Genomic DNA, 20,681 nt, shown 5'->3' on the forward strand with positions numbered 1-20,681 from the left:
ATCACGCTCCCAGTTCCTGGCGCTGGCGGCGCAGGTGCGCGGGCAGCTCCTTGTACACGTCGTCGAACATCGACGCCGGCGACGGAATCCGGTCGTCGGCCAGCGTCCCGAATTTCTCCGCTTCCTTCTGCGCGGCGATCACCTCCGCTTCGAGCTCGGCCGCGAGCGCGTCGTGCGCGCTGTCCGACCAGATGCCCTTCGCGATCAGATGCTGCTTGAAACGCGCGATCGGATCGCCGAGCGGGAAATGGGCCCAGTCGTCGCTCGGCCGGTATTTCGTCGGATCATCGGACGTCGAGTGCGCGCCCGCACGGTAGGTCACCCATTCGATCAGGGTCGGCCCGAGATTGCGGCGCGCGCGTTCGGCCGCCCAGGTGGATGCCGCGTAGATCGCGAGGAAGTCGTTGCCGTCAACGCGCAGCGAAGCAATGCCGCAGCCGACGCCGCGTCCGGCGAAGGTCGTGCCCTCGCCGCCCGCGATCGCCTGGAACGTCGAGATCGCCCACTGGTTGTTGACGACGTTCAGCACCACCGGCGCGCGATACACGTGCGCGAACGTCAGCGCGGTGTGGAAGTCGGCTTCGGCCGTCGCGCCGTCGCCGATCCATGCCGACGCGATCTTCGTGTCGCCCTTGATCGCCGACGCCATCGCCCAGCCGACCGCCTGGATGAACTGCGTCGCGAGGTTGCCGGAAATCGAGAAGAAGCCGGCTTCGCGGTCCGAATACATCACCGGAAGCTGACGCCCTTTCAGCGGGTCGCCTTCGTTCGACATCAGCTGGCAGATCATCCGGTCGAGCGGCACGTCGCGCGCGATCAGGATGCTTTGCTGGCGGTAGGTCGGGAAGCACATGTCGCCGTGACGCAGCGCCATCGCATGCGCGGCGCCGATCGCCTCTTCGCCGAGGCTCAACATGTAGAACGAGATTTTCTTCTGACGCTGCGCGATCATCATGCGCGCGTCGAAGATGCGGGTTTTCAGCATCGCGCGCATCCCGGCGATCAGGCGCGCATCGTCGAGATCGGGGGCCCACGGACCGACGGCTTCGCCGTGGTCGTCAAGCACGCGCACGAGGCTCCGTGCGAGATGGGCGGTATCTGCCGCGGCAACGTCGATCGGCGGGCGGCGAACCGCGCCGGCCGGCGATAGATGCAAATAGGAAAAATCCGTCTTGCAGCCCGGACGCCCGGTGGGCTCCGGCACATGCAGACGCAATGGCTCTGACAGGCTCATCGTGTCGTCTCCACGCTCGATTGTGTCTCACGCTGATAAAAACGCGCGGCCGGTTGCCGACTCACGCGCGGGCTGGCGTGCGGATAAGCACGCCAACCTTGGAAATCTATGCGTTAGCGCGCCGGACGTCGATGACCAAGGCGCTCGTTTGCCGTGAGCAGATTTGCCATGACGAATCGGAATGGGCGATCGGCGCCACCAGGGCGGCGAACGACGGGTGCGTGTGCTGCGATGCGTCAACGGCCGGTGAAGCCGCGATCGTGTCGGAGGGGGCAAAGCAAAAGACCCCGCGAAATCCTGGATCTCGGCGGGGTCCTGGTGCGTCCGGGCGCTTCAGCGTTCGCGCGCCCGGTCGCTCGGGTGCGCGACGAATTACGCGTCAGGGCGCGAAATGTCGAACCGGCTGTCGGGCTTCACGTGCACATAGGCCGACGGGCCGCCCGCACGCAGAATGATGCCCGCGCCGAACGTGTCGAAGATGCCGTCCTTCAGCAGGTCCTGGCGAATATGCACGGCGACGACTTCGCCGAGCACCAGCGTGGCCGGCGTGTCGACGCCGTGGTGATCGCGCAGCCGGAGCACCTCGGTCACCTTGCATTCGAAGTTGACGCCGCTTTCCGCCACGCGCGGCACGTTGACGAGGCGCGACGGAATCGCGGTCAGGCCGCCGAGGTCGAATTCGTTCACGTCGTACGGCACCGCGGCGCAGGTCTGGTTCATCTTTTCGGCGAGGTCGCGCGTCGCGAGGTTCCAGACGAATTCGCCGGTTTCCTGCACGTTGCGCAGGCTGTCCTTCGCGGCCGTGCTCGAAAATCCGATGATCGGCGGACGATAGTTGAACGCGTTGAAGAAGCTGTACGGTGCGAGGTTCAGCGTGCCGTCGCTGCCGCGCGACGAGATCCAGCCGATCGGGCGCGGGCCCACGATCGAGTTCAAAGGATCGTGCGGCAGGCCGTGGCCTTGCGACGGTTCGTAATAGTGGTAGCTCGAGTCGGTCATGGCGGGTGGTCTTGCAGGAAGCAAACTGCGTTGAAGACGATCGACGGAACGCATGGGCCGATGGCGGCGCAGGCGTTCGGTGCGACGCGCGCGCCAGTATCACATGACGTCGTGTTCGTCGCAGTGAAGCGCACCCGCGAGCCGTGCCGCAGTGTCGCCGTGTCGATGCCTGCGGCGCGCCCAATAAAAAACCCGCGAGCGCATCGCTTCTCGCGGGTTTTCAGACCTTCGTCGAATCGCATCGGGGCGATCGGTGGTGCCGGGGACCGGACTTGAACCGGCAAGCCAATTAAGGCGGCGGATTTTCGTCACACTGCTTCTTTCAAAGCCGGCGTCGTCGGAACGACATCGTTCGTGCGCTGGACTATGCCTTCGCCGTCGCGCGCGGGCGTGATCGCCGCCCGTGCGCCTTAGGCGCCCCCCGTCTAGTCTCTACACCTTCCACGCGGGCGTTGTACCGCGAGGCTTGGCTCGGCGTTGCCTCGATGCGCGCATCAGGGGTTTCACCGAATTTGAAGGGTTCTGCACCGGCCGTTTCCGACCGGGCACTCAATCTTTTAAGTCCGCTATGTTTACCAATTTCATCACCCCGGCAAAAGGGCGGACGCGATTCTACCATTGCTTGCGCATGCGTTCCCTGATTCGGACACATCGCATCGCGATGCCGCGTGCTTTCGTACGCCATCTGCACCGGATTCATATGCCGTAATCCATGCCGATGCGGCACGCATACCAATTTCCTCCCGCGCCGCAACATCCGCCGATACAATCGAAGCCCCCCTGCCCGACGGGCGCCAACCGTCTGATGTTTGTGTCGTGTTTTTTACGAAACAGACGTCATGCGCGTCATCGCGAAGTCACAAACGTTTTCGATAATTTCCCGGCCGAAAACGTTTACATCGCGTAATTTCATGACCCCGACCATCAAGGACGTTGCCGCGCTCGCCGGCTTCTCGATCGCCACCGTGTCGCGTGCGATCAACGCGCCGCATACCGTCAGTCCCGCCACGCTGGCGACGATCCGCTCCGCGATCGACGCGCTGCAGTTCCGCCCGAGCCCGCTCGGCCGGCAGTTGCGCGGCGAACGCACGCGGCTCGTCGGCGTCGTCGTGCCGACGCTGTCGAACCCGGTGTTCGCCGACTGCCTGCAAGGCATCGACGAACTCGCGACCGCGGCCGGCTTCAAGCTGATCCTGATGACGACCGAATACGACGCGGCGCGCGAGCGCCACGCGATCGAGACGCTGCGCGAGCAGCGCGTCGAAGGGCTGATCCTCACCGTCGCCGATGCCGATACGCATCCGCTGCTCGACATGCTCGACCGCGACGGCCCGCATTACGTGCTGATGCACAACGACACGCAACGCCGCCCGTCGGTGTCGGTCGACAACCGCAGCGCGGCCTACGACGGCGTGCGGATGCTCACCGCGCGCGGCCATCGCCGCGTGCTGATGCTGGCCGGCTCGCTCGCCGCATCGGATCGCGCGCGCCAGCGCCATCTCGGTTACGCGCAGGCGCTCGAGGAAAGCGGCGTCGCGACGCTGCCGCCCGTCGAAGTCGACTTCAACGCGCCCGAACTGCCCGATGCGGTGCTCGCGCATCTCACCGCGCAAGCCACGCGCCCGACCGCCCTCTTCTGCAGCAACGACCTGCTCGCGATGGTCGTGATGCGCGGCCTGCGCCGCGCGGGCTTCTCGATTCCGGACGACCTGTCGGTGCTCGGCTTCGACGGCATCGCGATCGGCGAGCTGCTCGCCCCGCCGCTGGCGAGCGTCGCGACGCCGAACCAGGACATCGGCCGCCATGCATGGCGCCGCCTCGTCGAATGCATCGGCGGCGCGACGATCGAGCGCGCATCGCTGATCCTGCCGCACACGGTGCGCGACGGCGCGACGGTCGCGCCGCCGTCCGCCGACCTTCAACTGCGCCACGCCTGAGCACGCGCGCCGCGCCATCGTGCGCGGCGCGACGACCTGCACCTACCCTCGTCCGGAGACCCGCCGTGTCCTTTCGCCTGACCTCGCTGCTGCGCGTGCTCGCCGCGCCCGTCGCGTGCGCCGCGCTCGTCGCGCTCGTCGCGCTCGCCCCTGTCGCCCACGCCGACGAAACCGCGATCTGCTACAACTGCCCGCCCGAATGGGCCGACTGGGCCGCGCAAATCGCGGCGATCAAGCAGAAGACCGGCATCCGCGTGCCGTTCGACAACAAGAACTCGGGCCAGGCAATCGCGCAACTGATCGCCGAGCAGAAGAGCCCGGTCGCGGACGTTGTCTATCTGGGCGTGTCGTCGGCGTTCCAGGCGAAGGACAAGGGCGTGATCGCGCCGTACAAGCCCGCGCACTGGAACGACATCCCCGCGAACCTGAAGGACCCGCAAGGCTACTGGTTCGCGATCCATTCGGGCACGCTCGGCTTCTTCGTGAACAAGGACGCACTCGACGGCAAGCCGGTGCCGCGTTCGTGGGCCGATCTGCTGAAGCCCGAATACAAGGGCATGGTCGGCTACCTCGATCCGTCGAGCGCGTTCGTCGGCTATGCGGGCGCGGTGGCCGTGAACCAGGCGCTCGGCGGCAGCCTCGACAACTTCAAGCCGGCACTCGACTGGTTCCGCAAGCTGAAGGCGAACGCGCCGATCGTACCGAAGCAGACCGCGTATGCGCGCGTGTTGTCCGGCGAGATTCCGATCCTGCTCGACTACGACTTCGACGCGTATCGCGCGAAGTACAAGGATCACGCGAACGTCGAATTCGTGATTCCGAAGGAAGGCACGATCGCGGTGCCGTATGTGATGGGCCTCGTGAAGGGCGCGCCGCACGATGCGAACGGCAAGAAGGTGCTCGACTTCGTGCTGTCCGACGAAGGCCAGAAGCTGTGGGCGAATGCGTACCTGCGGCCGGTGCGCGCGCAGACGCTCGGCGCGGACGTCGCATCGAAGTTCCTGCCGGCGAGCGAATACGCGCGTGCGAAGCCGGTCGACTTCGGCAAGATGGCAGCCGGCCAGCAGGCGTTCGGCCTGCAGTATCTGCAGGTGATGCAGTAAGCGGCCGGATTCACGCGATGCTCGACCTGACTTTCCCGCTGCGCTGGCGTGTCGCGCTCGTCGCGCCGGCGCTCGCGGTGTTCGCCGCGTTCTGGCTGCTGCCGATGGTGTCGCTCGTGCAGGTCTCGGCCGACGGCGCGTTCTTCACGCAATACGCCGCGCTGCTCGGCAATGCGCGCTACATGAAGAGCCTCGCCGAGACGATCGCGTTGTCGGCCGGCGTCACGCTCGCGACGCTCGCGCTATCGACGATCTCCGGCCTGCTGCTCGCGCGTCGCGAGTTCGCGGGCAAGCGCGTGCTGCTCGCGCTGCTCACCTTTCCGCTCGCGTTCCCGGGCGTCGTGGTCGGCTTCATGGTGATCATGCTCGCCGGCCGGCAGGGGTTGATCGGGATGCTGTCCGCGAAGCTCACCGGCGACAAGTGGGTGTTCGCGTATTCGGTGACCGGGCTGTTCGTCGGCTACCTGTACTTCTCGATTCCGCGCGTGATCGTCACCGTGATCGCGGCCGCGTCGAAACTCGACGCGTCGCTCGAGGAAGCCGCGCGCTCGCTCGGCGCGTCGCCGTGGCGCATCTTCATCGACATCGTGCTGCCGGCCCTCGCACCGGGCCTGATCGCGGCCGGCGCGATCTGCTTCGCGACCGCGATGGGCGCGTTCGGCACCGCGTTTACGCTCGCCACCGACCTGAACGTGCTGCCGATGACGATCTACACCGAGTTCACGCTGAACGCGAACATCGCGACGGCGGCCGGCCTGTCGATCGTGCTCGGCGTCGTCACGTGGATCGTGCTCGCGCTCGCGCGCCGGTTCACCGGCCACACCGCCGCCGCCGCGGCCTGAGGATTCCTCCATGCAATCGCTTTCCGGTTCCTCCGCGCCATCGCCGGCGCCCGCTCCGTCGCATGCGAACGGCGCCGCCCGACGTGCGCCGCGCGTCACGGGGGCGCGCACGATCGCCGCGCTGCAATGGGGCGTCACGCTGCTGCTGTGCGCGTTCCTGATCGTGCCCGTCGTGATGTCGGTGCTCGCGGGCCTCACCGTCAACTATTTCCGCGGATTGTCGAGCGGCCTCACGCTGCGCTGGCTCGAACAGGTGTGGCAGCAGTATCAGGGGTCGGTCGCGCTGTCGCTCGGCGTCGCGTTCGCGACGCTCGCGATCGTGCTCGCGGTCGGCGTACCGGCCGGCTATGCGCTCGCGCGCAGCAAGAGCCGCGTCGCCCGCGTGATCGAGGAAGCGCTCGTGCTGCCGGTCGCGCTGCCGGGCCTTGCGTCGGCGCTCGCGCTGCTGGTCGTATACGGCGGCTTCACCGCGTTCCGGATGAGCCTGTGGTTCATCGTCGTCGGCCACGTCGTGTTCACGCTGCCGTTCATGGTGCGCGCGGTCGCGGCCGTCGCGGCGGGTGCCGACCTGCGCACGCTCGAGGAAGGCGCGGCGAGCCTCGGCGCGTCGTTCGTCACGCGCTTCGTCACGATCGTGCTGCCGAACCTGCGCCCCGGCATCGTCGCCGGCGCGCTCGCGGTACTCACGCTGTCGATCGGCGAATTCAACCTGACGTGGATGCTGCATACGCCCGATACGAAAACGCTGCCGGTCGGGCTCGCCGACACCTATGCGTCGCTGCGTCTCGAAGTCGGCAGCGCCTACACGATCGTATTCCTGCTGATGACGCTGCCGCTGCTCGTCGCGATGCAATGGCTCGGCGTCGATCCGTCCGGCGCGCGCGCCGTGAAGCGCCGCCCGCGCTGAACCGCGCTGACTCTCCCGTTTCCATGAAACTCGATTCCACTTCCATCACCCTGACCCGCTGCGCGAAGACGTTCCGCGGCACGCGCGTGCTCGAACCGCTCGACCTGGCGATCGGCGCGGGCGAAACGCTGGTGCTGCTCGGCCCGTCGGGCTGCGGCAAGACGACGACGCTGCGGCTGATCGCGGGCCTCGACACGCCGGACGCCGGCGGCACGATCGCATTCGGCGCCGACGACGTGACCGCGCTGCCGATCGAGCGCCGCCAGGTCGGCATGGTGTTCCAGAACTACGCGCTGTTCCCGAACCTGACGGTGCGCGGCAACGTCGGCTACGGACTGAAGATTCGCAAGACCGAGCCGCGCGTGCTGCGCGAGCGCGTCGACGAACTGCTCGCGATGATGCGGCTCGACGCGCATGCGGACAAACCGGTCGATCAGCTGTCGGGCGGCCAGCGGCAGCGCGTGGCGCTCGCGCGTGCGCTTGCGGTGCGCCCGCGCGTGCTGCTGCTCGACGAGCCGCTGACCGCGCTCGACGCGAAGCTGCGCGACGTGCTGCGTCGCGAGATGAATGCGCTGCTGCGCGAGCTCGGCGTGACGACCGTGTACGTGACGCACGACCAGGCCGAAGCGATGGAGCTCGGCGACCGGATCGTCGTGATGGGCGCGGGCCGCATCGAGCAGATCGGCACGCCGCGCGACATCTACTACCGGCCGGCGAACCGCACGGTCGCGCAGTTCATCGGCACGCTGAACCGGCTTGCAGGACAATGGCGTGACGGCGCGCTCGTGACGACCGGCGGTTCGATCGTCACGCCGCATGCCGCCGACGAATGGTTCTTCCGCCCGGAGGACGCGCAGCTCGCCGATCCCGCGCATGCGCCGCTGCGTGGCGCGATCGGTGCGTGCGCGTTCCTCGGCGAGCGCACGCGGCTCACGATCGAGCACGCGGCGCCCGACGCGCTCGTGATCGACGTGCCGGGCCGCATCGAGCTTGCACGCGGCACGGCCGTCGGCATCGCGATCGCGGCGGAAGGCCTGATCGCGCTCGCCGCGTGATGCCGCCCCACGATAACCCCCTATTCCGAGGAACGACGATGCTGCTTGCTCAAATCAGCGATCTCCACATCAAGCGTCCGGGGCAACTCGCGTACCGGCGCGTCGACACGGCGGCCGCGCTCGCGCGCTGCATCGCGAAGCTGAACGCGCTCGTGCCGCGCCCCGACGCCGTGCTCGTCACCGGCGACCTGACCGACTTCGGCCACGACGACGAATACCGCCATCTGCGCGAGCTGCTCGCGCCGCTCGAGATTCCGTACTACCTGATGATCGGCAATCACGACGACCGTGCGGGACTGCGCCGCGCGTTCGGCGATCGCCCGGAATTGCACGACGGCGAATTCGTGCAGTACGCGCTCGATATCGGCGCGGTGCGCGTGCTCGCGCTCGACTCGCAGGTGCCCGGCTCGAGCCACGGCGACCTGTGCGACGCGCGGCTCGCGTGGCTCGCCGCGCAGCTCGATGCCGCGCGCGAGCAGCCGGTGATCGTCGCGCTGCACCACCCGCCGTTTGCATCGGGAATCGGCCACATGGACGCGCTGCGCCTCGCGCCCGCCGCCGCCGCGAAGCTCGATGCGCTGCTGCGCGCGCATCCGAACGTCGAGCGCGTGCTGTGCGGCCACGTGCACCGGACGATGTTCACGCGCTTCGGCGGCACGCTCGCGTCGGCCGTGCCCGCGCCCGCGCATCAGGTTGCGTTCGACCTGCGCGCGGATGCGCCGTCCGCGTTCCGGCTCGAACCGCCGGCGTTCGCCGTGCACCTCCATACGCCGGAAACGGGGATGACGTCCCATCATGTGTACGTGGACGAAGGCGACGGGCCCTATCCGTTCTACGAACCAAGCGGCGCACTGGTCGACTGAGCGCGCGTATCGCGCGCGACGACGGACGGCCGCGGCTGCGGCCATCGCCATGGCCGATCCGGCCCCGTAGTCGCCGATGGCCGGCCATCGGTGCGGGGACGACCGGCCTCGGGCTGCCCCCGGCCCGGCCGGCAGATTTCACGGTGCTCCGGTATGATCGGCACCCTCGATCGGCACCCGGCCGCCTGCGCAACCGACGCTGCGCCGCGGCGGGCCACCTCACTCCGTTCCGTTGCAATCATGTCTTCCGCTTCCACCGACCGTCCGACCGACGCCGCCTCGCCCCACTATTCGCGCAGCCTGCTGTTGCTGCTCGCAACGATCGCGGGCGTATCGGTCGCGAACATCTACTACAACCAGCCGCTGCTCGACAGCTTCCGCTCGGCCTTTCCGGACGGCGCGTCGTGGATCGGCGCGGTGCCGACCGCCACGCAGCTCGGCTATGCGGCCGGCATGTTCCTGCTCGCGCCGCTCGGCGACCGTTTCGACCGCCGCATGCTGATCCTGATGCAGATTGCCGGGCTGTCGATCGCGCTGATCGCGGCCGCGACTGCGCCGTCGCTGGCGGTGCTGGCCGCCGCCAGCCTCGCGATCGGCGTGCTCGCGACGATCGCGCAGCAGGCCGTGCCGTTCGCGGCCGAGATCGCGCCGGCTGCCGAGCGCGGGCATGCGGTCGGCACCGTGATGAGCGGCCTGCTGCTGGGCATCCTGCTCGCGCGGACGGCGGCCGGCTTCGTCGCCGAGTATTTCGGCTGGCGGGCGGTGTTCGGCGCATCGGTCGCGGCGCTCGTTGCGCTGGCCGCGGTGATCGTGCTGCGGCTGCCGCGCAGCTCGCCGACGTCGACGCTGCCGTACGGCAAGCTGCTCGGCTCGATGTGGCACCTGGCGGTCGAATTGCGCGGGCTGCGCGAGGCGTCGCTGACGGGCGCGGCGCTGTTCGCCGCGTTCAGCGCGTTCTGGCCGGTGCTCACGCTGCTGCTCGCCGGCGCGCCGTTCCACCTCGGCCCGCAGGCCGCGGGCCTCTTCGGGATCGTCGGTGCCGCGGGTGCGCTGGCCGCGCCGTACGCGGGCCGCTTCGCGGACAAGCGCGGCCCGCGCGCGATCATCTCGCTCGCGATCGCACTGCTGGCGGCATCGTTCGTGATCTTCGCGCTGTCGGGCACGAGCCTGGTCGGGCTCGTGATCGGTGTGATCGTGCTGGATGTCGGCGTGCAGGCCGCACAGATTTCGAACCAGTCGCGCATCTATGCGCTGAAGCCCGAAGCGCGCAGCCGCGTGAACACCGTGTACATGGTGTGCTACTTCATCGGCGGCGCGCTCGGCTCGTCGGCGGGCGTTGCCGCGTGGCACGCGTTCGGCTGGACCGGCATGTGCGCGGCCGGGCTGCTGTTTACCGCGCTCGCCGGCTGGTTCCACCATCGCGGCGCAAGCCGCGGCTAGGGCCTGTTCACCATCACGCGCTGGTGCGCGACTCGGCCGGTGCGGTGGCGGGCGGCGGCGTGAACGCCTGCGCCGGATCCATGACGACCGCGGGATCCACGACCGCCGCCGGGGCCGGCACGGCGAGCGTCACGGCCGACGGCGTCAGGATCGGTGCTTCATCCGGCACCGCGGCCTGATCGGGTGCGGGCGTGGCTTCGGCGGCGAATGCGGCTGCCGGTGCTGACGACATGTGCACGGCCGGTGCGGGCGCCCCGGGCGATGCCGCTGCAGCGGCAGCCGCGCGCGCAGCGGGCCGGCGTGCGGGATCGAACAGGAACGACAATCCGACGCTGCCGAGAATCGCGACCGTCGCGATCACGGTCGCCTTCGTCACCGGTTCGCCGAGCATCAGCGCGCCGAGCGCGACCGCGACGATCGGGTTCACGTACATGCAGCTGCTCGCGATGATCGGGCTCGTATGGCGAATCAGGTAGCCGTACGCGACATACGCCGCCATCGTGCAGAACACCATCAGGTACAGAAACGCGAACACGGGCACCGCCGCGACCTGCTCGATGCGCTCGCCGACCAGCCATGCGGCGAGCGTCGACATCAGCCCGCCCAGCCCGATCTGCAGCGAGGTCGACAGGAACAGGTCCGACGGCAGCTTGAGCCGCGTCGCCAGATGCGCGCCACCCGCCCAGAACAGCGCGCCGGCCAGCACGCAGATCGTGCCGAGCGCCGAGTTCGCGGCAGCCGCGCCGCCCGAGTTCAGCACGACGATACCGACCATCCCGAGCGCGACGGCCGCCCACTCACCCTTCGTCACCGGGCGCCCGGCGACCGCCGCGATCACGGTCGCGAACAGCGGCACCGTGGCGACCATCACCGCGGCCGAGCCGCTGCTGACCGTCCGCATGCCGAGCGCGATCGTGCCGGACGACAGCGCGACGAGCATCGTGCCGACGATCGCCGAGTTGCGGATCTCCAGCAGCGTCGGCCATTCCGGCTTGCGCCGCAGCGCGAAGATGAACAGGCCGATCCCGCCGATCAGGTTGCGCAGCCCCGACAGCATCAGCGGCGGGAACGACTCCAGCGCGAAATGCAGGCCGCTGTACGTCGAACCCCAGACGAAATAGATGAACACGAGCGCGAGTGCCACGCGGCCGCCGCGGCTTTGCGGCAGGCGGATGCGGAACGGCAGACGGGCGAGGAAATCGAGGAGGCGGTCGAGCGGTGTCATCGTTCAGCCTGCCCGCACGACGTGTCGCGTGCTCCGCTGAAAGACGCCGGAGATGCCGGCAAACGGCCCTGACGGGACCGGGAAGGCGGAGACGAACGTGCGGAACGACATGGCAGTGCGAACGGCGACGAATAAGAACCGGCAAGCGGCGGCAGAGGGACAAAAAAACGTGCGCAAACCGCTTCGGCTGCGCACGATCGGCATTATGGCATCAAGGATTCGAAAGCATCGTCGGACTCGTCTGAAAGGATAACGACTGATGTTTCGGCGCGACATTTTCGGGTCGCCGGACGCGCCGCATTCGGGGCCGGATGCGTGCTGCGCGGGTGTGGCGGACGCCCTGCGTGCCCCCCTTCCCGCACACCGCGATCGACACCCTGGCCTGATGGCCAGTCATGCGCTTCAGGTGTCGTCGCGCGCTTGTCGTGACGGTCTGCATGCCCGCGCGGCGACATTCCGTTCATTCGATACGCACATCACCCATACAAAATTTTGTATAATTCCACTATTCTTACGCCGAAACCGGTTGTCTTCGTCGGTGGTGCGCTGGACGCGCTGCGCGGCTTTCCGCTGCCGGCACGCCGCGAAGCCGGCCATCAGATCGACCAGGTGCAGCGCGGCATGGCGCCCGACGATTGGAAACCGATGCGCACCGTCGGCCCCGGCGTGCGGGAAATCCGGTTGCGCGATGCGAGCGGCGCATTCCGGATCGTCTACGTCGCGACCTTCGCCGACGCGATCTACGTGCTGCACTGCTTTCGCAAGCAATCGGCACGCACCTGCAAGGCCGATATCGAACTGGCCACCCGGCGCTATCGCGCGCTGACGATGGAGAGGAAACGATGAGCAACGAACGCTATTCGAATGTCTGGGATGCAATCGAGGGCCAGCCGGCCGAGGCCGAGAACATGAAGCTGCGCTCCGAGCTGATGATCGCGCTCAAGCAGCGCATCGCACGGCTCGAACTCAGCCAGGCCGAGGCCGCGAAACAGCTGGGCGTCACACAGCCGCGCGTCTCCGATCTGCTGCGCGGCAAGATCAACCTGTTCGGGCTCGACGCGCTCGTGAACATGGCCGCGGCGGTCGGCCTGCGCATCGATCTGCAGGTGCGCGAATCCGCGTGACGTGACACCCGCGATGGCCAGCGCATCGCGACATACGCATGCGCCGCCACCGCATGCCACGCACCGCTCACGATCCCCCGAACCAGTTGTACCCCTGGTCGACCCAGTAGCCGCCCGGAAACGTATCGGTCACGAAGATCTCCATGATGTGCTTCGGGTTCTTGTAGCCGAGCTTGGTCGGCATCCGCAGCTTCATCGGGAAGCCGAATTCCGGCGGCAGCCGGTGCCCGTCGTAATCGAACGCGAGCAGCGTCTGCGGATGCAGCGCGGTCGGCATGTCGATGCTCTCGTAGTAATCGTCGGCGCACTTGAAGCCGACGTACTTCGCCCGCGTATCGGCACCGGCGCGTGCGAGAAACGCGCCGAACGGCGTGCCGCCCCAGCGGCCGATCGCGCTCCACCCTTCCACGCAGATATGCCGCGTGATCTGTTCCGCATGCGGCAGCGCATACAGTTCGTCGAGCGTCCACACGCGCTTGCCCGTCACGCGACCGGACAGCACGAGCCGATACGTCGACGCATCGACGTGCGGCACGTCGTCGATCCCGTAGTACGCGTTGAACGGGAACGGTCGCGTGATGTCGGCTTCGGTGTAGGTCGGCGCGAGCCGCTCGCCGCTGAACAACCACGCCTGCACGCGGTCGTTCATGCGCGACACCGTCTCGAGGAACGTGTTGACCGACGCGTCGTCCTTCAGCGTGCAGCCGGTCAGCATCGTCAGGCCGCCGAGCGTCAGCACGCGCCGATTGAACAGCCGCCGCGACGGCATTTCGAGCGCGCGGCGCACGTCGAGCTCGAGCGACTTCCGGTCGAGCGTCCAGCGCGAACCGTCGCGCTTGTATTCGGATTCCGACATGATGATTTCCTCACCCGAAGTTGACGGGTCAGCGCCCGCGCAGCATCGCGAGCAGCGAGCGCGGCACCAGCAGCGCCATCGCGACGTGAACGACGACGAATGCGACGAGCAGCGACATCGCCCAGAAGTGCACGACCCGCGCGTTGTCGTAGCCGCCGAACACTTCGCGCAGCAGCGGGAATTGCACGGATTTCCAGATCGTGAGCCCCGACAGCACCAGCACGACGAGATCGACGATCGCGGTCAGGTAGGCGGCACGCTGCACCGCGTTGTAGACGCTCAGGTCGTCGTGCGACAGCCGCCCGCCCAGCGCGGCACGGATGTCGCGCCAGATCGATGCCGGCGTGACGGGCAGCATCTTGCGCGCGAGGCGCCCCGTCGCGATCGACATCGCGAGGTAGAACAGCCCGTTGCCGACCAGCAGCCACATTGCCGCGAAATGCCATTGCAGCGCGCCGCCGAGCCAGCCGCCCAGCGTGAGCCCATGCGGAAACACGAACGGCGGATAGATCGGCGACGCGTCGTAGATGCGCCAGCCGGACAGCACCATCAGGATCGCCGCGAGCGCGTTGAGCCAGTGGCTCGCGCGTACCCACAGCGGATGAATCGGGCGCGCGGGCGGCGTGGCGGCTGCGCGGCCGGTAGCGGGAACGGTTTGCATGATGAAGACTCCCAGAATGTGTCGGCGGGACGGGACGCGATGCGGGCGGGCGGCCGTCGTGCGACGCACGCGCCGGCCGCACCGCGTCCGCCTCCGTCAGTTCGACGGCGCCATCTTGTCGCCCGACGACTTGCCCATCTCGTCGTGCGACATCGCGTCTTTTTTCATCGCATGCTTCTTCATGCCGTTCTTCTTCATGGCATCGTGGCCCATCGCATCCTTGGCCATGGCGTCGTGGCCCATCGCGTCCTTCGACATCGACGAACCCGGCTGCGACATCGCGTCGTTCTGCGCATACGCGCCCGTGGCGATCGTGGCGAAGGCGGCGACGCAAGCGGCAATCAGTACTTTTTTCATGACATCTCTCCAAAACATGGGTTTAAGGAGCCGAATAGACGGACGACGTCGCGGGAAATGACAGCCGCTGCGAAAATTTTTTTGAGATTGCGCGAAAGCGCGTCATGCTGCACCGCTTCGCCGCTGCCGGCCAAGCCGTGGGGCCATGCGGCGGCGACACACGCTGCCATTTCGACGGGCCATCGTACTGCCCGCCATGCTGCGGCCGCACCGGGGCAGCCGATCCTGTCCCGGTTGAAACCGCCGCCAAGCCGGTGTATCGTGTGCGCTGCTAACGCGGGGGTCCTGCAATGCGCTCGGTCAAACAACCGGCATTGCGGGTGAGAAATACCCTTTGAACCTGATCTGGATAATGCCAGCGCAGGGAAGCGTACGGATTTCGCCGCCATCCTTCTGACGAAATCCGCCGCCTCACCAAACCTCGTCTCCTGCTTAGCTCGAGCCCCACATTCGTCAAGGGCTCCGGGCAAGCGCCGACGCGCCTGTCCGGCGCTCACACAGGAGATTGCATGAACGCCAATCCGAAGTTTCTGTCTGCCGACGCCCACGTCGACGCCGCTGCCGTCGCGCCGCTGCCCAACTCGCGCAAGGTTTATGTAACCGGCTCGCAGCCCGACATCCGCGTGCCGATGCGCGAAATCACGCAGGCCGACACACCGACCGGCTTCGGCGGCGAAAAGAATCCGCCGATCTACGTGTACGACACGTCGGGCCCCTACACCGATCCGGACGCGAAGATCGACATCCGCGCGGGCCTGCCCGCGCTGCGCCAGGGCTGGATCGAAGCACGCGGCGACACCGAAACGCTCGACGGCCTGTCGAGCCAGTACGGCCTCGAACGTGCCGCCGATTCGGCCACCGCCGACCTGCGTTTCCCGGGCCTGCATCGCAACCCGCGCCGCGCGCAAGCCGGCAAGAACGTCACGCAGATGCACTATGCGCGCCAAGGCATCATCACGCCGGAAATGGAATACATCGCGATCCGCGAGAACCAGCGCCGCGCCGAATACCTCGAGAGCCTGAAGTCGAGCGGCCCGAACGGTGCGAAGCTCGCCGCGATGATGGGCCGCCAGCATCCGGGCCAGGCGTTCGGCGCCGCGGCCTACGGTGCGAACGCGCTGGCCGAGATCACGCCGGAATTCGTGCGCTCGGAAGTGGCGTGCGGCCGCGCGATCATCCCCGCGAACATCAACCACCCGGAATCCGAGCCGATGATCATCGGCCGCAACTTCCTCGTGAAGATCAACGCGAACATCGGCAACTCGGCCGTCACGTCGTCGATCGGCGAGGAAGTCGACAAGATGACGTGGGCGATCCGCTGGGGCGGCGACACGGTGATGGACCTGTCGACCGGCAAGCACATCCATGAAACGCGCGAGTGGATCATCCGCAACAGCCCGGTGCCGATCGGCACGGTGCCGATCTACCAGGCGCTGGAAAAGGTCAACGGCAAGGCCGAGGACCTCACCTGGGAAATCTTCCGCGACACGCTGATCGAGCAGGCCGAGCAAGGCGTCGACTACTTCACGATCCACGCGGGCGTGCGCCTGCAATACGTGCCGCTCACCGCGAACCGGATGACGGGCATCGTGTCGCGCGGCGGCTCGATCATGGCGAAGTGGTGCCTCGCGCATCACAAGGAAAGCTTCCTGTACGAACACTTCGAAGACATCTGCGAGATCATGAAGGCGTACGATGTGAGCTTCTCGCTCGGCGACGGCCTGCGCCCCGGCTCGATCTACGACGCGAACGACGAAGCGCAGCTCGGTGAGCTGAAGACGCTCGGCGAACTCACGCAGATCGCATGGAAGCACGACGTGCAGGTGATGATCGAAGGCCCCGGCCACGTGCCGATGCAGCTGATCAAGGAGAACATGGATCTCCAGCTCGACTGGTGCAAGGAAGCGCCGTTCTACACGCTCGGGCCGCTGACCACCGACATCGCACCGGGCTACGACCACATCACGTCGGGCATCGGCGCCGCGATGATCGGCTGGTTCGGCACCGCGATGCTCTGCTACGTGACGCCGAAGGAACACCTCGGGCTGCCGAACAAGGACGACGTGAAGGAAGGGATCATCACGTACAAGCTCGCCGCGCACGCCGCCGACCTCGCCAAGGGCCACCCGGGCGCGCAGGTACGCGACAACGCGCTGTCGAAGGCGCGTTTCGAGTTCCGCTGGGAAGACCAGTTCAACATCGGTCTCGACCCGGACAAGGCTCGCGAATTCCACGACGAGACGCTGCCGAAGGATTCGGCGAAGGTCGCCCACTTCTGCTCGATGTGCGGCCCGCACTTCTGCTCAATGAAGATCACGCAGGACGTGCGCGAGTTCGCCGCGCAGCAAGGCGTGTCGGAAACCGAAGCGCTGAAGAAGGGGATGGAAGTCAAGGCGGTCGAGTTCGTGAAGACCGGCTCCGAGATCTATCACCGTCAGTAAGCGTTCGCGGCGGTCCGCACGGACCGCATCGCGCCGCACGAAGCCCGCTTTCGAGCGGGCTTTTTTGCGCCCCGGCGCCGCATGCCGCGTGCCTGCCGCCCCAGGCGAAACAAATGATTACGAAACCGCCGGAGGCTTAACAAGTCCTTACAGCGACGTCCGGAGACGGCGGGTAGATTGGGTTCATGCGCGGCCGCCAGCCGGTCGCGCGCCCTCCGTTCACTACCACAAGGACAACGATCATGAATACGATTCGGCGTTTTGGGGTATGCGCTCTGCTCGTCGCGACGGTGGCCAGCCTGTCGGCCTGCGATTCGATGTCACGACGTCAGCGCGATACGGCTGTCGGCGCGGGCGTCGGCGGCGTGGCCGGCGCGGCGATCGGCGGCAGTGCGCTGTCGACGCTGGGCGGTGCGGCGGCCGGCGGCATCATCGGTAACCAGATCGGCAAGTAACCGGCCCGGTATCGCGCCCCGTCGCCGCGCGACACGCGGCGCTTTTTCGGCAGACGGCGTTTCCGCAGTGCGGAAGCGCCGTTTTCGCATGGGGCGCCGTGCTTGCCCGGCGGCCATCGCCGGCGCGTGCGGAAATGATCCGTTACCGTTTTGCGCCCCGTGTCATCGCCGCGCGGCCTAAGCTTAAGCATCTGCCGATTGCCGGCCCCGCCGGAGAGAGATCATGACCAGGACCTTCGTCGCCGCGGCGCTCGCGTGCGCGACACTCGCCGGCTGCTACTACCCGTATGGCTACTATCCGCCCGGCTATTACGCAGCGGCGCCCGTCCAGCCGGCGCCCGCGTATGTGGACCCCGGCCCCGCGTACTACTATCCCGCACCTGCCTATGCACCGGCATGGGGCGGCTATTGGGGCCCGGCAATGTCGCTGAACTTCGGGTTCGGCGGACACGGCGGCTGGCACCATCACTGAGCGCGCCCGGCTCGCCTGCGCGGCCCGCGGCGAGCACTTCCGGTTTCTTGCCGTTTCATTCCGTCGTGAAACGACGGTGCGGTAACGCGGTGTAAGATTCATCGCATCCCGTCCCGTCGCCCTTCACGATCGATGTCGCCCAAGAACGCCTTTCTGCTCACCATCCTCGCCGCCCTGTGGGGCGCGTCGTTCCTGTTCATCCGGATCGGCGTCGCTGAATTCGGCGTCGCCCCGCTGATGGCACTGCGGGTCGGCATCGGCGCGCTGCTCCTGATCGGCCTCGCGCTGACCCGCTTCAAGCCGGCCGAACTCGCCGCCCGGCTGCGCCAGCACGCGGTGCCATTGTTCGTCGTCGGCGTACTGAATTCGGGTGCGCCGTTCTGCCTGTTCGCCTATGCCGAACTGACGCTGTCGGCCGGCGTGACGTCGGTGATCAACGCGACGGCCCCGCTGTGGGGCGCGCTCGTCGCGTATGTGTGGCTGAAGGACACACTGTCGCTGCCGCGCACGCTCGGCCTCGTGATCGGCTTTGCCGGCGTGCTCACGCTCGTGTGGAACCAGATCGCGAACGCGCACGGCAGCACCGGCGCCAGCGCCACCGCGCTCGCGGCCGCCGCCGCGCTGGGTGCGACACTGCTGTACGGGATCGCGGCCAACTACACGAAGCGCAAGCTCACCGGCGTCGATCCGCTCGTCAACGCGACCGGCAGCATGATCGGCTCGACCGTGCTGCTGCTGCCGTTCGCGATCGCGACCTGGCCGGCCGCGACGGTCAGCGCGCACGCCTGGGGCGCCGTGCTCGCGCTCGGCATCGCATGCACGGGTATCGCGTATTTCATCTACTTCTTCCTGATCTCGCATATCGGGCCGTCCCGCGCGATTACCGTCACGTTCGTGATTCCCGTGTTCGGCCTGCTGTGGGGCGCGCTGTTCCTCGGCGAGCGCGTGTCGGTCGTGATGATCGAAGGCTGCGCGATCGTGCTGGTCGGCACCGCGCTCGCGACCGGCGTGATCAAGCGGATTCCCGGCGTGCGCACGCGCGGCGGCAAGGCGGCCTGAGCCGCGCGACGGCGCCCCCGCTGTTGCTCGTCGGGTTTCCCGCGACCGGCGCGATCCGGCCGATGGCCGCGCACGGTCGCGCGGCCATCCGGCGTTCCGGCGCCCGCTTCGTTCGACTCGGTTGATCTCGCGCAATGGCGCCGGCACGGCGCCTGTTTAGCGTTTGCGTCTGGAGTTACCCTGATACGCGAGCCGCCTCGTTCCCGTTACACTCGGAATACTCATCCGCAGAAGGCGGTTACGATGCACCACGTTCTTTCGCGTCCACCTGCGCGTGCGACTGCTTCAGCGTGGCGGCACGATACCGCCCCCCCGTTCGCCGGGCACCGTTGACATGAAGCCCCTTCGCGACCTCTCGCTCAATTCCCTGCTCGAACGCCTCAAGCCAACCCCGAGCGGCTGGCTCGCCACCTATCGCAACACGACGCTGCGCAGCGTGTTTCAACCCGTGCTGTCGATCACGCACAAGCGCGTGGTCGGTTACGAAGCGCTGCTGCGCGTCGTGGATACGGACGGCACGCTGCTCTCGCCGATCGCGCTGTTCGACAGGACCCGCGCCGACGCCGACGCGCTGCTGCTCGACCGGCTCGCCCGCTGCCTGCATACGGCCAATTTCGTGTCGCAAGGCATCGGCGACGGCTGGCTGTTCCTGAACGTGACGCCGCGCGTGCTCGATTCGGGCCTCGTGCAGCGCGAATTCGTCGAGGCGCTGTGCCGGCATTTCGCGCTGCCGCCGAACCGCATCGTGCTGGAGGTCGTCGAACAGCCGGCACGCGACGAAGCCGCGCTCGCGCGCACGATCGACATGATCCAGCATCGCGACTTCCTGATCGCGATCGACGATTTCGGCACCGGATTCTCGAATTTCGACCGCGTGTGGCGCGCACGGCCCGATATCGTCAAGCTCGACCGTTCGCTCGTCGAGCGCGCGACGTGGTCGGCCGACGATCGCCGCATCATGCATCACCTCGTGTCGATGCTCCATCAGGCCGGCGCGATGGTGCTCGCCGAAGGTGTCGAAAGCGACGATGCGCTGCAGGCGCTGATGGAGGCCGACATTGATTTCGTCCAGGGCTTCCAGTTCGGCCAGCCCGATGCGTCGATCGCGCACGCGAGCGCCGCGGTGCCCGCGATGCTCGACGCCGCGTGGCAACGCTTCATCGCTCACCGGCATACGCCGGTCGTCGCCGAACAACCGGGCTTCGACGCGATCGAGCGGCTCGTGCTTGCCGGTGCGGCCACATTCGCGGCGAGCGGCAACCTGAACGATGCCGCGCAGCGCGTATTCGCCGTGCCGGCCGCGCGCCGCGTGTTCGTCACGGACGAGATCGGCGAGCAGTTCCTGCCGTCGATCGGCGCGCGCCCCGAGGACGGCCAACCGAGTGCTGCCCGCCTTTCGCCACTGTTTCCGGAAACCCACAGCAACTGGTCGCGGCGCCCGTACTTCCAGCGCGCGATCGCCGCGCCGGGGCGCGTCGCGCTGATGGGCCCGCACTTCTCGCTGACGGAAGGCCGCGACTGCTACACGGCGGCGGTCGCGATTCGCGCGCAGAACCGCCTCGTCGTGTTCTGCGTCGATTTCGTGCTCGACAGCGCGGGAACCGTGATGCGGTAACGGGGCGCGGCACGCTCTGCCGCGTGCCGCATCGAC

The 20,681-nt window shown here is 67.6% G+C and carries 21 protein-coding genes and 1 riboswitch; of the genes, 14 read left to right on the forward strand and 7 right to left on the reverse strand.

Annotation, left to right across the window (positions count from 1 at the left end; genetic code table 11):
• Position 1: 1 nt before the first annotated feature.
• From BX604_RS01310 to BX604_RS38865, 3 genes are all read right to left on the reverse strand, one after another.
• Positions 2-1,234, reverse strand: a complete 1,233-nt coding sequence (locus BX604_RS01310) for a 3-methyl-2-oxobutanoate dehydrogenase (2-methylpropanoyl-transferring) subunit alpha (protein ID WP_098549226.1) — start codon at positions 1,232-1,234, stop codon at positions 2-4.
• Between the two features lie 372 nt (positions 1,235-1,606).
• Positions 1,607-2,233, reverse strand: a complete 627-nt coding sequence (locus BX604_RS01315; protein ID WP_098549227.1) for a flavin reductase family protein — start codon at positions 2,231-2,233, stop codon at positions 1,607-1,609.
• Positions 2,230-2,475 (reverse strand): hypothetical protein, encoded by a 246-nt coding sequence (locus tag BX604_RS38865; protein WP_179894775.1) that lies wholly within the window; start codon positions 2,473-2,475, stop codon positions 2,230-2,232. The genes BX604_RS01315 and BX604_RS38865 overlap by 4 nt, the downstream gene beginning before the upstream one ends.
• A 669-nt stretch (positions 2,476-3,144) precedes the next feature.
• On the opposite strand from BX604_RS38865, the gene BX604_RS01325 reads away from it, so the two are divergent.
• The 7 genes from BX604_RS01325 to BX604_RS01355 all read left to right on the forward strand — a co-directional run bounded on the left by BX604_RS01325 (position 3,145) and on the right by BX604_RS01355 (position 10,380).
• A complete protein-coding gene (locus tag BX604_RS01325) occupies positions 3,145-4,170 on the forward strand; it encodes a LacI family DNA-binding transcriptional regulator (protein WP_098549228.1) in 1,026 nt (341 codons plus the stop codon).
• Between the two features lie 65 nt (positions 4,171-4,235).
• Positions 4,236-5,273, forward strand: a complete 1,038-nt coding sequence (locus BX604_RS01330; RefSeq protein ID WP_098549229.1) for an ABC transporter substrate-binding protein — start codon at positions 4,236-4,238, stop codon at positions 5,271-5,273.
• Positions 5,274-5,290: 17 nt separating this feature from the next.
• Positions 5,291-6,115 (forward strand): ABC transporter permease, encoded by an 825-nt coding sequence (locus BX604_RS01335; RefSeq protein WP_098549230.1) that lies wholly within the window; start codon positions 5,291-5,293, stop codon positions 6,113-6,115.
• 10 nt (positions 6,116-6,125) lie between these two features.
• The gene (locus tag BX604_RS01340; RefSeq protein WP_098549231.1) at positions 6,126-7,022 is read left to right on the forward strand and encodes an ABC transporter permease; all 897 of its coding nucleotides are present in this window, start codon (positions 6,126-6,128) and stop codon (positions 7,020-7,022) included.
• A gap of 23 nt (positions 7,023-7,045) precedes the next feature.
• Positions 7,046-8,077 carry an ABC transporter ATP-binding protein gene (locus tag BX604_RS01345; protein ID WP_098549232.1) on the forward strand — a complete coding sequence of 344 codons (1,032 nt, stop codon included), beginning with the start codon at positions 7,046-7,048 and terminating at the stop codon, positions 8,075-8,077.
• Positions 8,078-8,115: 38 nt separating this feature from the next.
• The gene (locus BX604_RS01350) at positions 8,116-8,940 is read left to right on the forward strand and encodes a phosphodiesterase (protein WP_098549233.1); all 825 of its coding nucleotides are present in this window, start codon (positions 8,116-8,118) and stop codon (positions 8,938-8,940) included.
• Positions 8,941-9,180: 240 nt separating this feature from the next.
• Positions 9,181-10,380, forward strand: coding sequence for an MFS transporter (locus BX604_RS01355; protein ID WP_098552667.1), 1,200 nt, complete (start codon positions 9,181-9,183; stop codon positions 10,378-10,380).
• A gap of 13 nt (positions 10,381-10,393) precedes the next feature.
• On the opposite strand, the gene BX604_RS01360 is transcribed toward BX604_RS01355, so the two are convergent.
• Complete coding sequence (locus tag BX604_RS01360; protein WP_098549234.1) at positions 10,394-11,605, reverse strand: EamA family transporter; 1,212 nt, start codon at positions 11,603-11,605, stop codon at positions 10,394-10,396.
• Between the two features lie 492 nt (positions 11,606-12,097).
• On the opposite strand from BX604_RS01360, the gene BX604_RS01370 reads away from it, so the two are divergent.
• Entirely contained in the window at positions 12,098-12,451 is a 354-nt protein-coding gene (locus BX604_RS01370) for a type II toxin-antitoxin system RelE/ParE family toxin (protein ID WP_098549235.1), read from the forward strand.
• Positions 12,448-12,729 (forward strand): helix-turn-helix domain-containing protein, encoded by a 282-nt coding sequence (locus BX604_RS01375; RefSeq protein ID WP_098549236.1) that lies wholly within the window; start codon positions 12,448-12,450, stop codon positions 12,727-12,729. Before BX604_RS01370 ends, BX604_RS01375 begins: the two co-directional genes overlap by 4 nt.
• Before the next feature lie 67 nt (positions 12,730-12,796).
• On the opposite strand, the gene BX604_RS01380 is transcribed toward BX604_RS01375, so the two are convergent.
• From BX604_RS01380 to BX604_RS01390, 3 genes are all read right to left on the reverse strand, one after another.
• Entirely contained in the window at positions 12,797-13,585 is a 789-nt protein-coding gene (locus BX604_RS01380) for a molybdopterin-dependent oxidoreductase (protein WP_098549237.1), read from the reverse strand.
• A 28-nt stretch (positions 13,586-13,613) separates the two neighbouring features.
• Positions 13,614-14,246: a cytochrome b/b6 domain-containing protein gene (locus BX604_RS01385; RefSeq protein WP_098549238.1), complete on the reverse strand. Its 633-nt coding sequence runs from the start codon at positions 14,244-14,246 to the stop codon at positions 13,614-13,616.
• Between the two features lie 96 nt (positions 14,247-14,342).
• Complete coding sequence (locus tag BX604_RS01390; protein WP_098549239.1) at positions 14,343-14,603, reverse strand: pentapeptide MXKDX repeat protein; 261 nt, start codon at positions 14,601-14,603, stop codon at positions 14,343-14,345.
• A gap of 268 nt (positions 14,604-14,871) precedes the next feature.
• Positions 14,872-14,988: riboswitch (TPP riboswitch) on the forward strand.
• A gap of 124 nt (positions 14,989-15,112) precedes the next feature.
• Between BX604_RS01390 and thiC the strand changes: the two genes are divergently transcribed.
• The 5 genes from thiC (at position 15,113) to BX604_RS01415 (ending at position 20,645) form a co-directional block, all read left to right on the forward strand.
• Entirely contained in the window at positions 15,113-17,044 is a 1,932-nt protein-coding gene (thiC, locus tag BX604_RS01395) for a phosphomethylpyrimidine synthase ThiC (RefSeq protein ID WP_098549240.1), read from the forward strand.
• A 242-nt stretch (positions 17,045-17,286) separates the two neighbouring features.
• Positions 17,287-17,499 carry a glycine zipper 2TM domain-containing protein gene (locus tag BX604_RS01400; protein WP_098549241.1) on the forward strand — a complete coding sequence of 71 codons (213 nt, stop codon included), beginning with the start codon at positions 17,287-17,289 and terminating at the stop codon, positions 17,497-17,499.
• Between the two features lie 223 nt (positions 17,500-17,722).
• A complete protein-coding gene (locus BX604_RS01405) occupies positions 17,723-17,971 on the forward strand; it encodes a hypothetical protein (RefSeq protein WP_098549242.1) in 249 nt (82 codons plus the stop codon).
• A 132-nt stretch (positions 17,972-18,103) separates the two neighbouring features.
• Entirely contained in the window at positions 18,104-19,030 is a 927-nt protein-coding gene (locus BX604_RS01410) for a DMT family transporter (RefSeq protein ID WP_098549243.1), read from the forward strand.
• A gap of 334 nt (positions 19,031-19,364) precedes the next feature.
• A complete protein-coding gene (locus BX604_RS01415) occupies positions 19,365-20,645 on the forward strand; it encodes a sensor domain-containing phosphodiesterase (RefSeq protein WP_098549244.1) in 1,281 nt (426 codons plus the stop codon).
• The last annotated feature ends 36 nt before the right edge of the window (positions 20,646-20,681 follow it).

This window comes from Burkholderia sp. JKS000303, assembly GCF_002563755.1.
GTDB lineage: Bacteria > Pseudomonadota > Gammaproteobacteria > Burkholderiales > Burkholderiaceae > Burkholderia > Burkholderia anthina_B.

Bases quoted from the DNA above. Each gene is read 5' to 3' on its own strand.
- BX604_RS01310 (WP_098549226.1), bottom strand. From the start codon at position 1,234: ATGAGCCTGTCAGAGCCATTGCGTCTGCATGTGCCGGAGCCCACCGGG.
- BX604_RS01315 (WP_098549227.1), bottom strand. From the start codon at position 2,233: ATGACCGACTCGAGCTACCACTATTACGAACCGTCGCAAGGCCACGGC.
- BX604_RS38865 (WP_179894775.1), bottom strand. From the start codon at position 2,475: ATGCGATTCGACGAAGGTCTGAAAACCCGCGAGAAGCGATGCGCTCGC.
- BX604_RS01325 (WP_098549228.1), top strand. From the start codon at position 3,145: ATGACCCCGACCATCAAGGACGTTGCCGCGCTCGCCGGCTTCTCGATC.
- BX604_RS01335 (WP_098549230.1), top strand. From the start codon at position 5,291: ATGCTCGACCTGACTTTCCCGCTGCGCTGGCGTGTCGCGCTCGTCGCG.
- BX604_RS01340 (WP_098549231.1), top strand. From the start codon at position 6,126: ATGCAATCGCTTTCCGGTTCCTCCGCGCCATCGCCGGCGCCCGCTCCG.
- BX604_RS01345 (WP_098549232.1), top strand. From the start codon at position 7,046: ATGAAACTCGATTCCACTTCCATCACCCTGACCCGCTGCGCGAAGACG.
- BX604_RS01350 (WP_098549233.1), top strand. From the start codon at position 8,116: ATGCTGCTTGCTCAAATCAGCGATCTCCACATCAAGCGTCCGGGGCAA.
- BX604_RS01355 (WP_098552667.1), top strand. From the start codon at position 9,181: ATGTCTTCCGCTTCCACCGACCGTCCGACCGACGCCGCCTCGCCCCAC.
- BX604_RS01360 (WP_098549234.1), bottom strand. From the start codon at position 11,605: ATGACACCGCTCGACCGCCTCCTCGATTTCCTCGCCCGTCTGCCGTTC.
- BX604_RS01375 (WP_098549236.1), top strand. From the start codon at position 12,448: ATGAGCAACGAACGCTATTCGAATGTCTGGGATGCAATCGAGGGCCAG.
- BX604_RS01380 (WP_098549237.1), bottom strand. From the start codon at position 13,585: ATGTCGGAATCCGAATACAAGCGCGACGGTTCGCGCTGGACGCTCGAC.
- BX604_RS01385 (WP_098549238.1), bottom strand. From the start codon at position 14,246: ATGCAAACCGTTCCCGCTACCGGCCGCGCAGCCGCCACGCCGCCCGCG.
- BX604_RS01390 (WP_098549239.1), bottom strand. From the start codon at position 14,603: ATGAAAAAAGTACTGATTGCCGCTTGCGTCGCCGCCTTCGCCACGATC.
- thiC (WP_098549240.1), top strand. From the start codon at position 15,113: ATGAACGCCAATCCGAAGTTTCTGTCTGCCGACGCCCACGTCGACGCC.
- BX604_RS01400 (WP_098549241.1), top strand. From the start codon at position 17,287: ATGAATACGATTCGGCGTTTTGGGGTATGCGCTCTGCTCGTCGCGACG.
- BX604_RS01405 (WP_098549242.1), top strand. From the start codon at position 17,723: ATGACCAGGACCTTCGTCGCCGCGGCGCTCGCGTGCGCGACACTCGCC.
- BX604_RS01410 (WP_098549243.1), top strand. From the start codon at position 18,104: ATGTCGCCCAAGAACGCCTTTCTGCTCACCATCCTCGCCGCCCTGTGG.
- BX604_RS01415 (WP_098549244.1), top strand. From the start codon at position 19,365: ATGAAGCCCCTTCGCGACCTCTCGCTCAATTCCCTGCTCGAACGCCTC.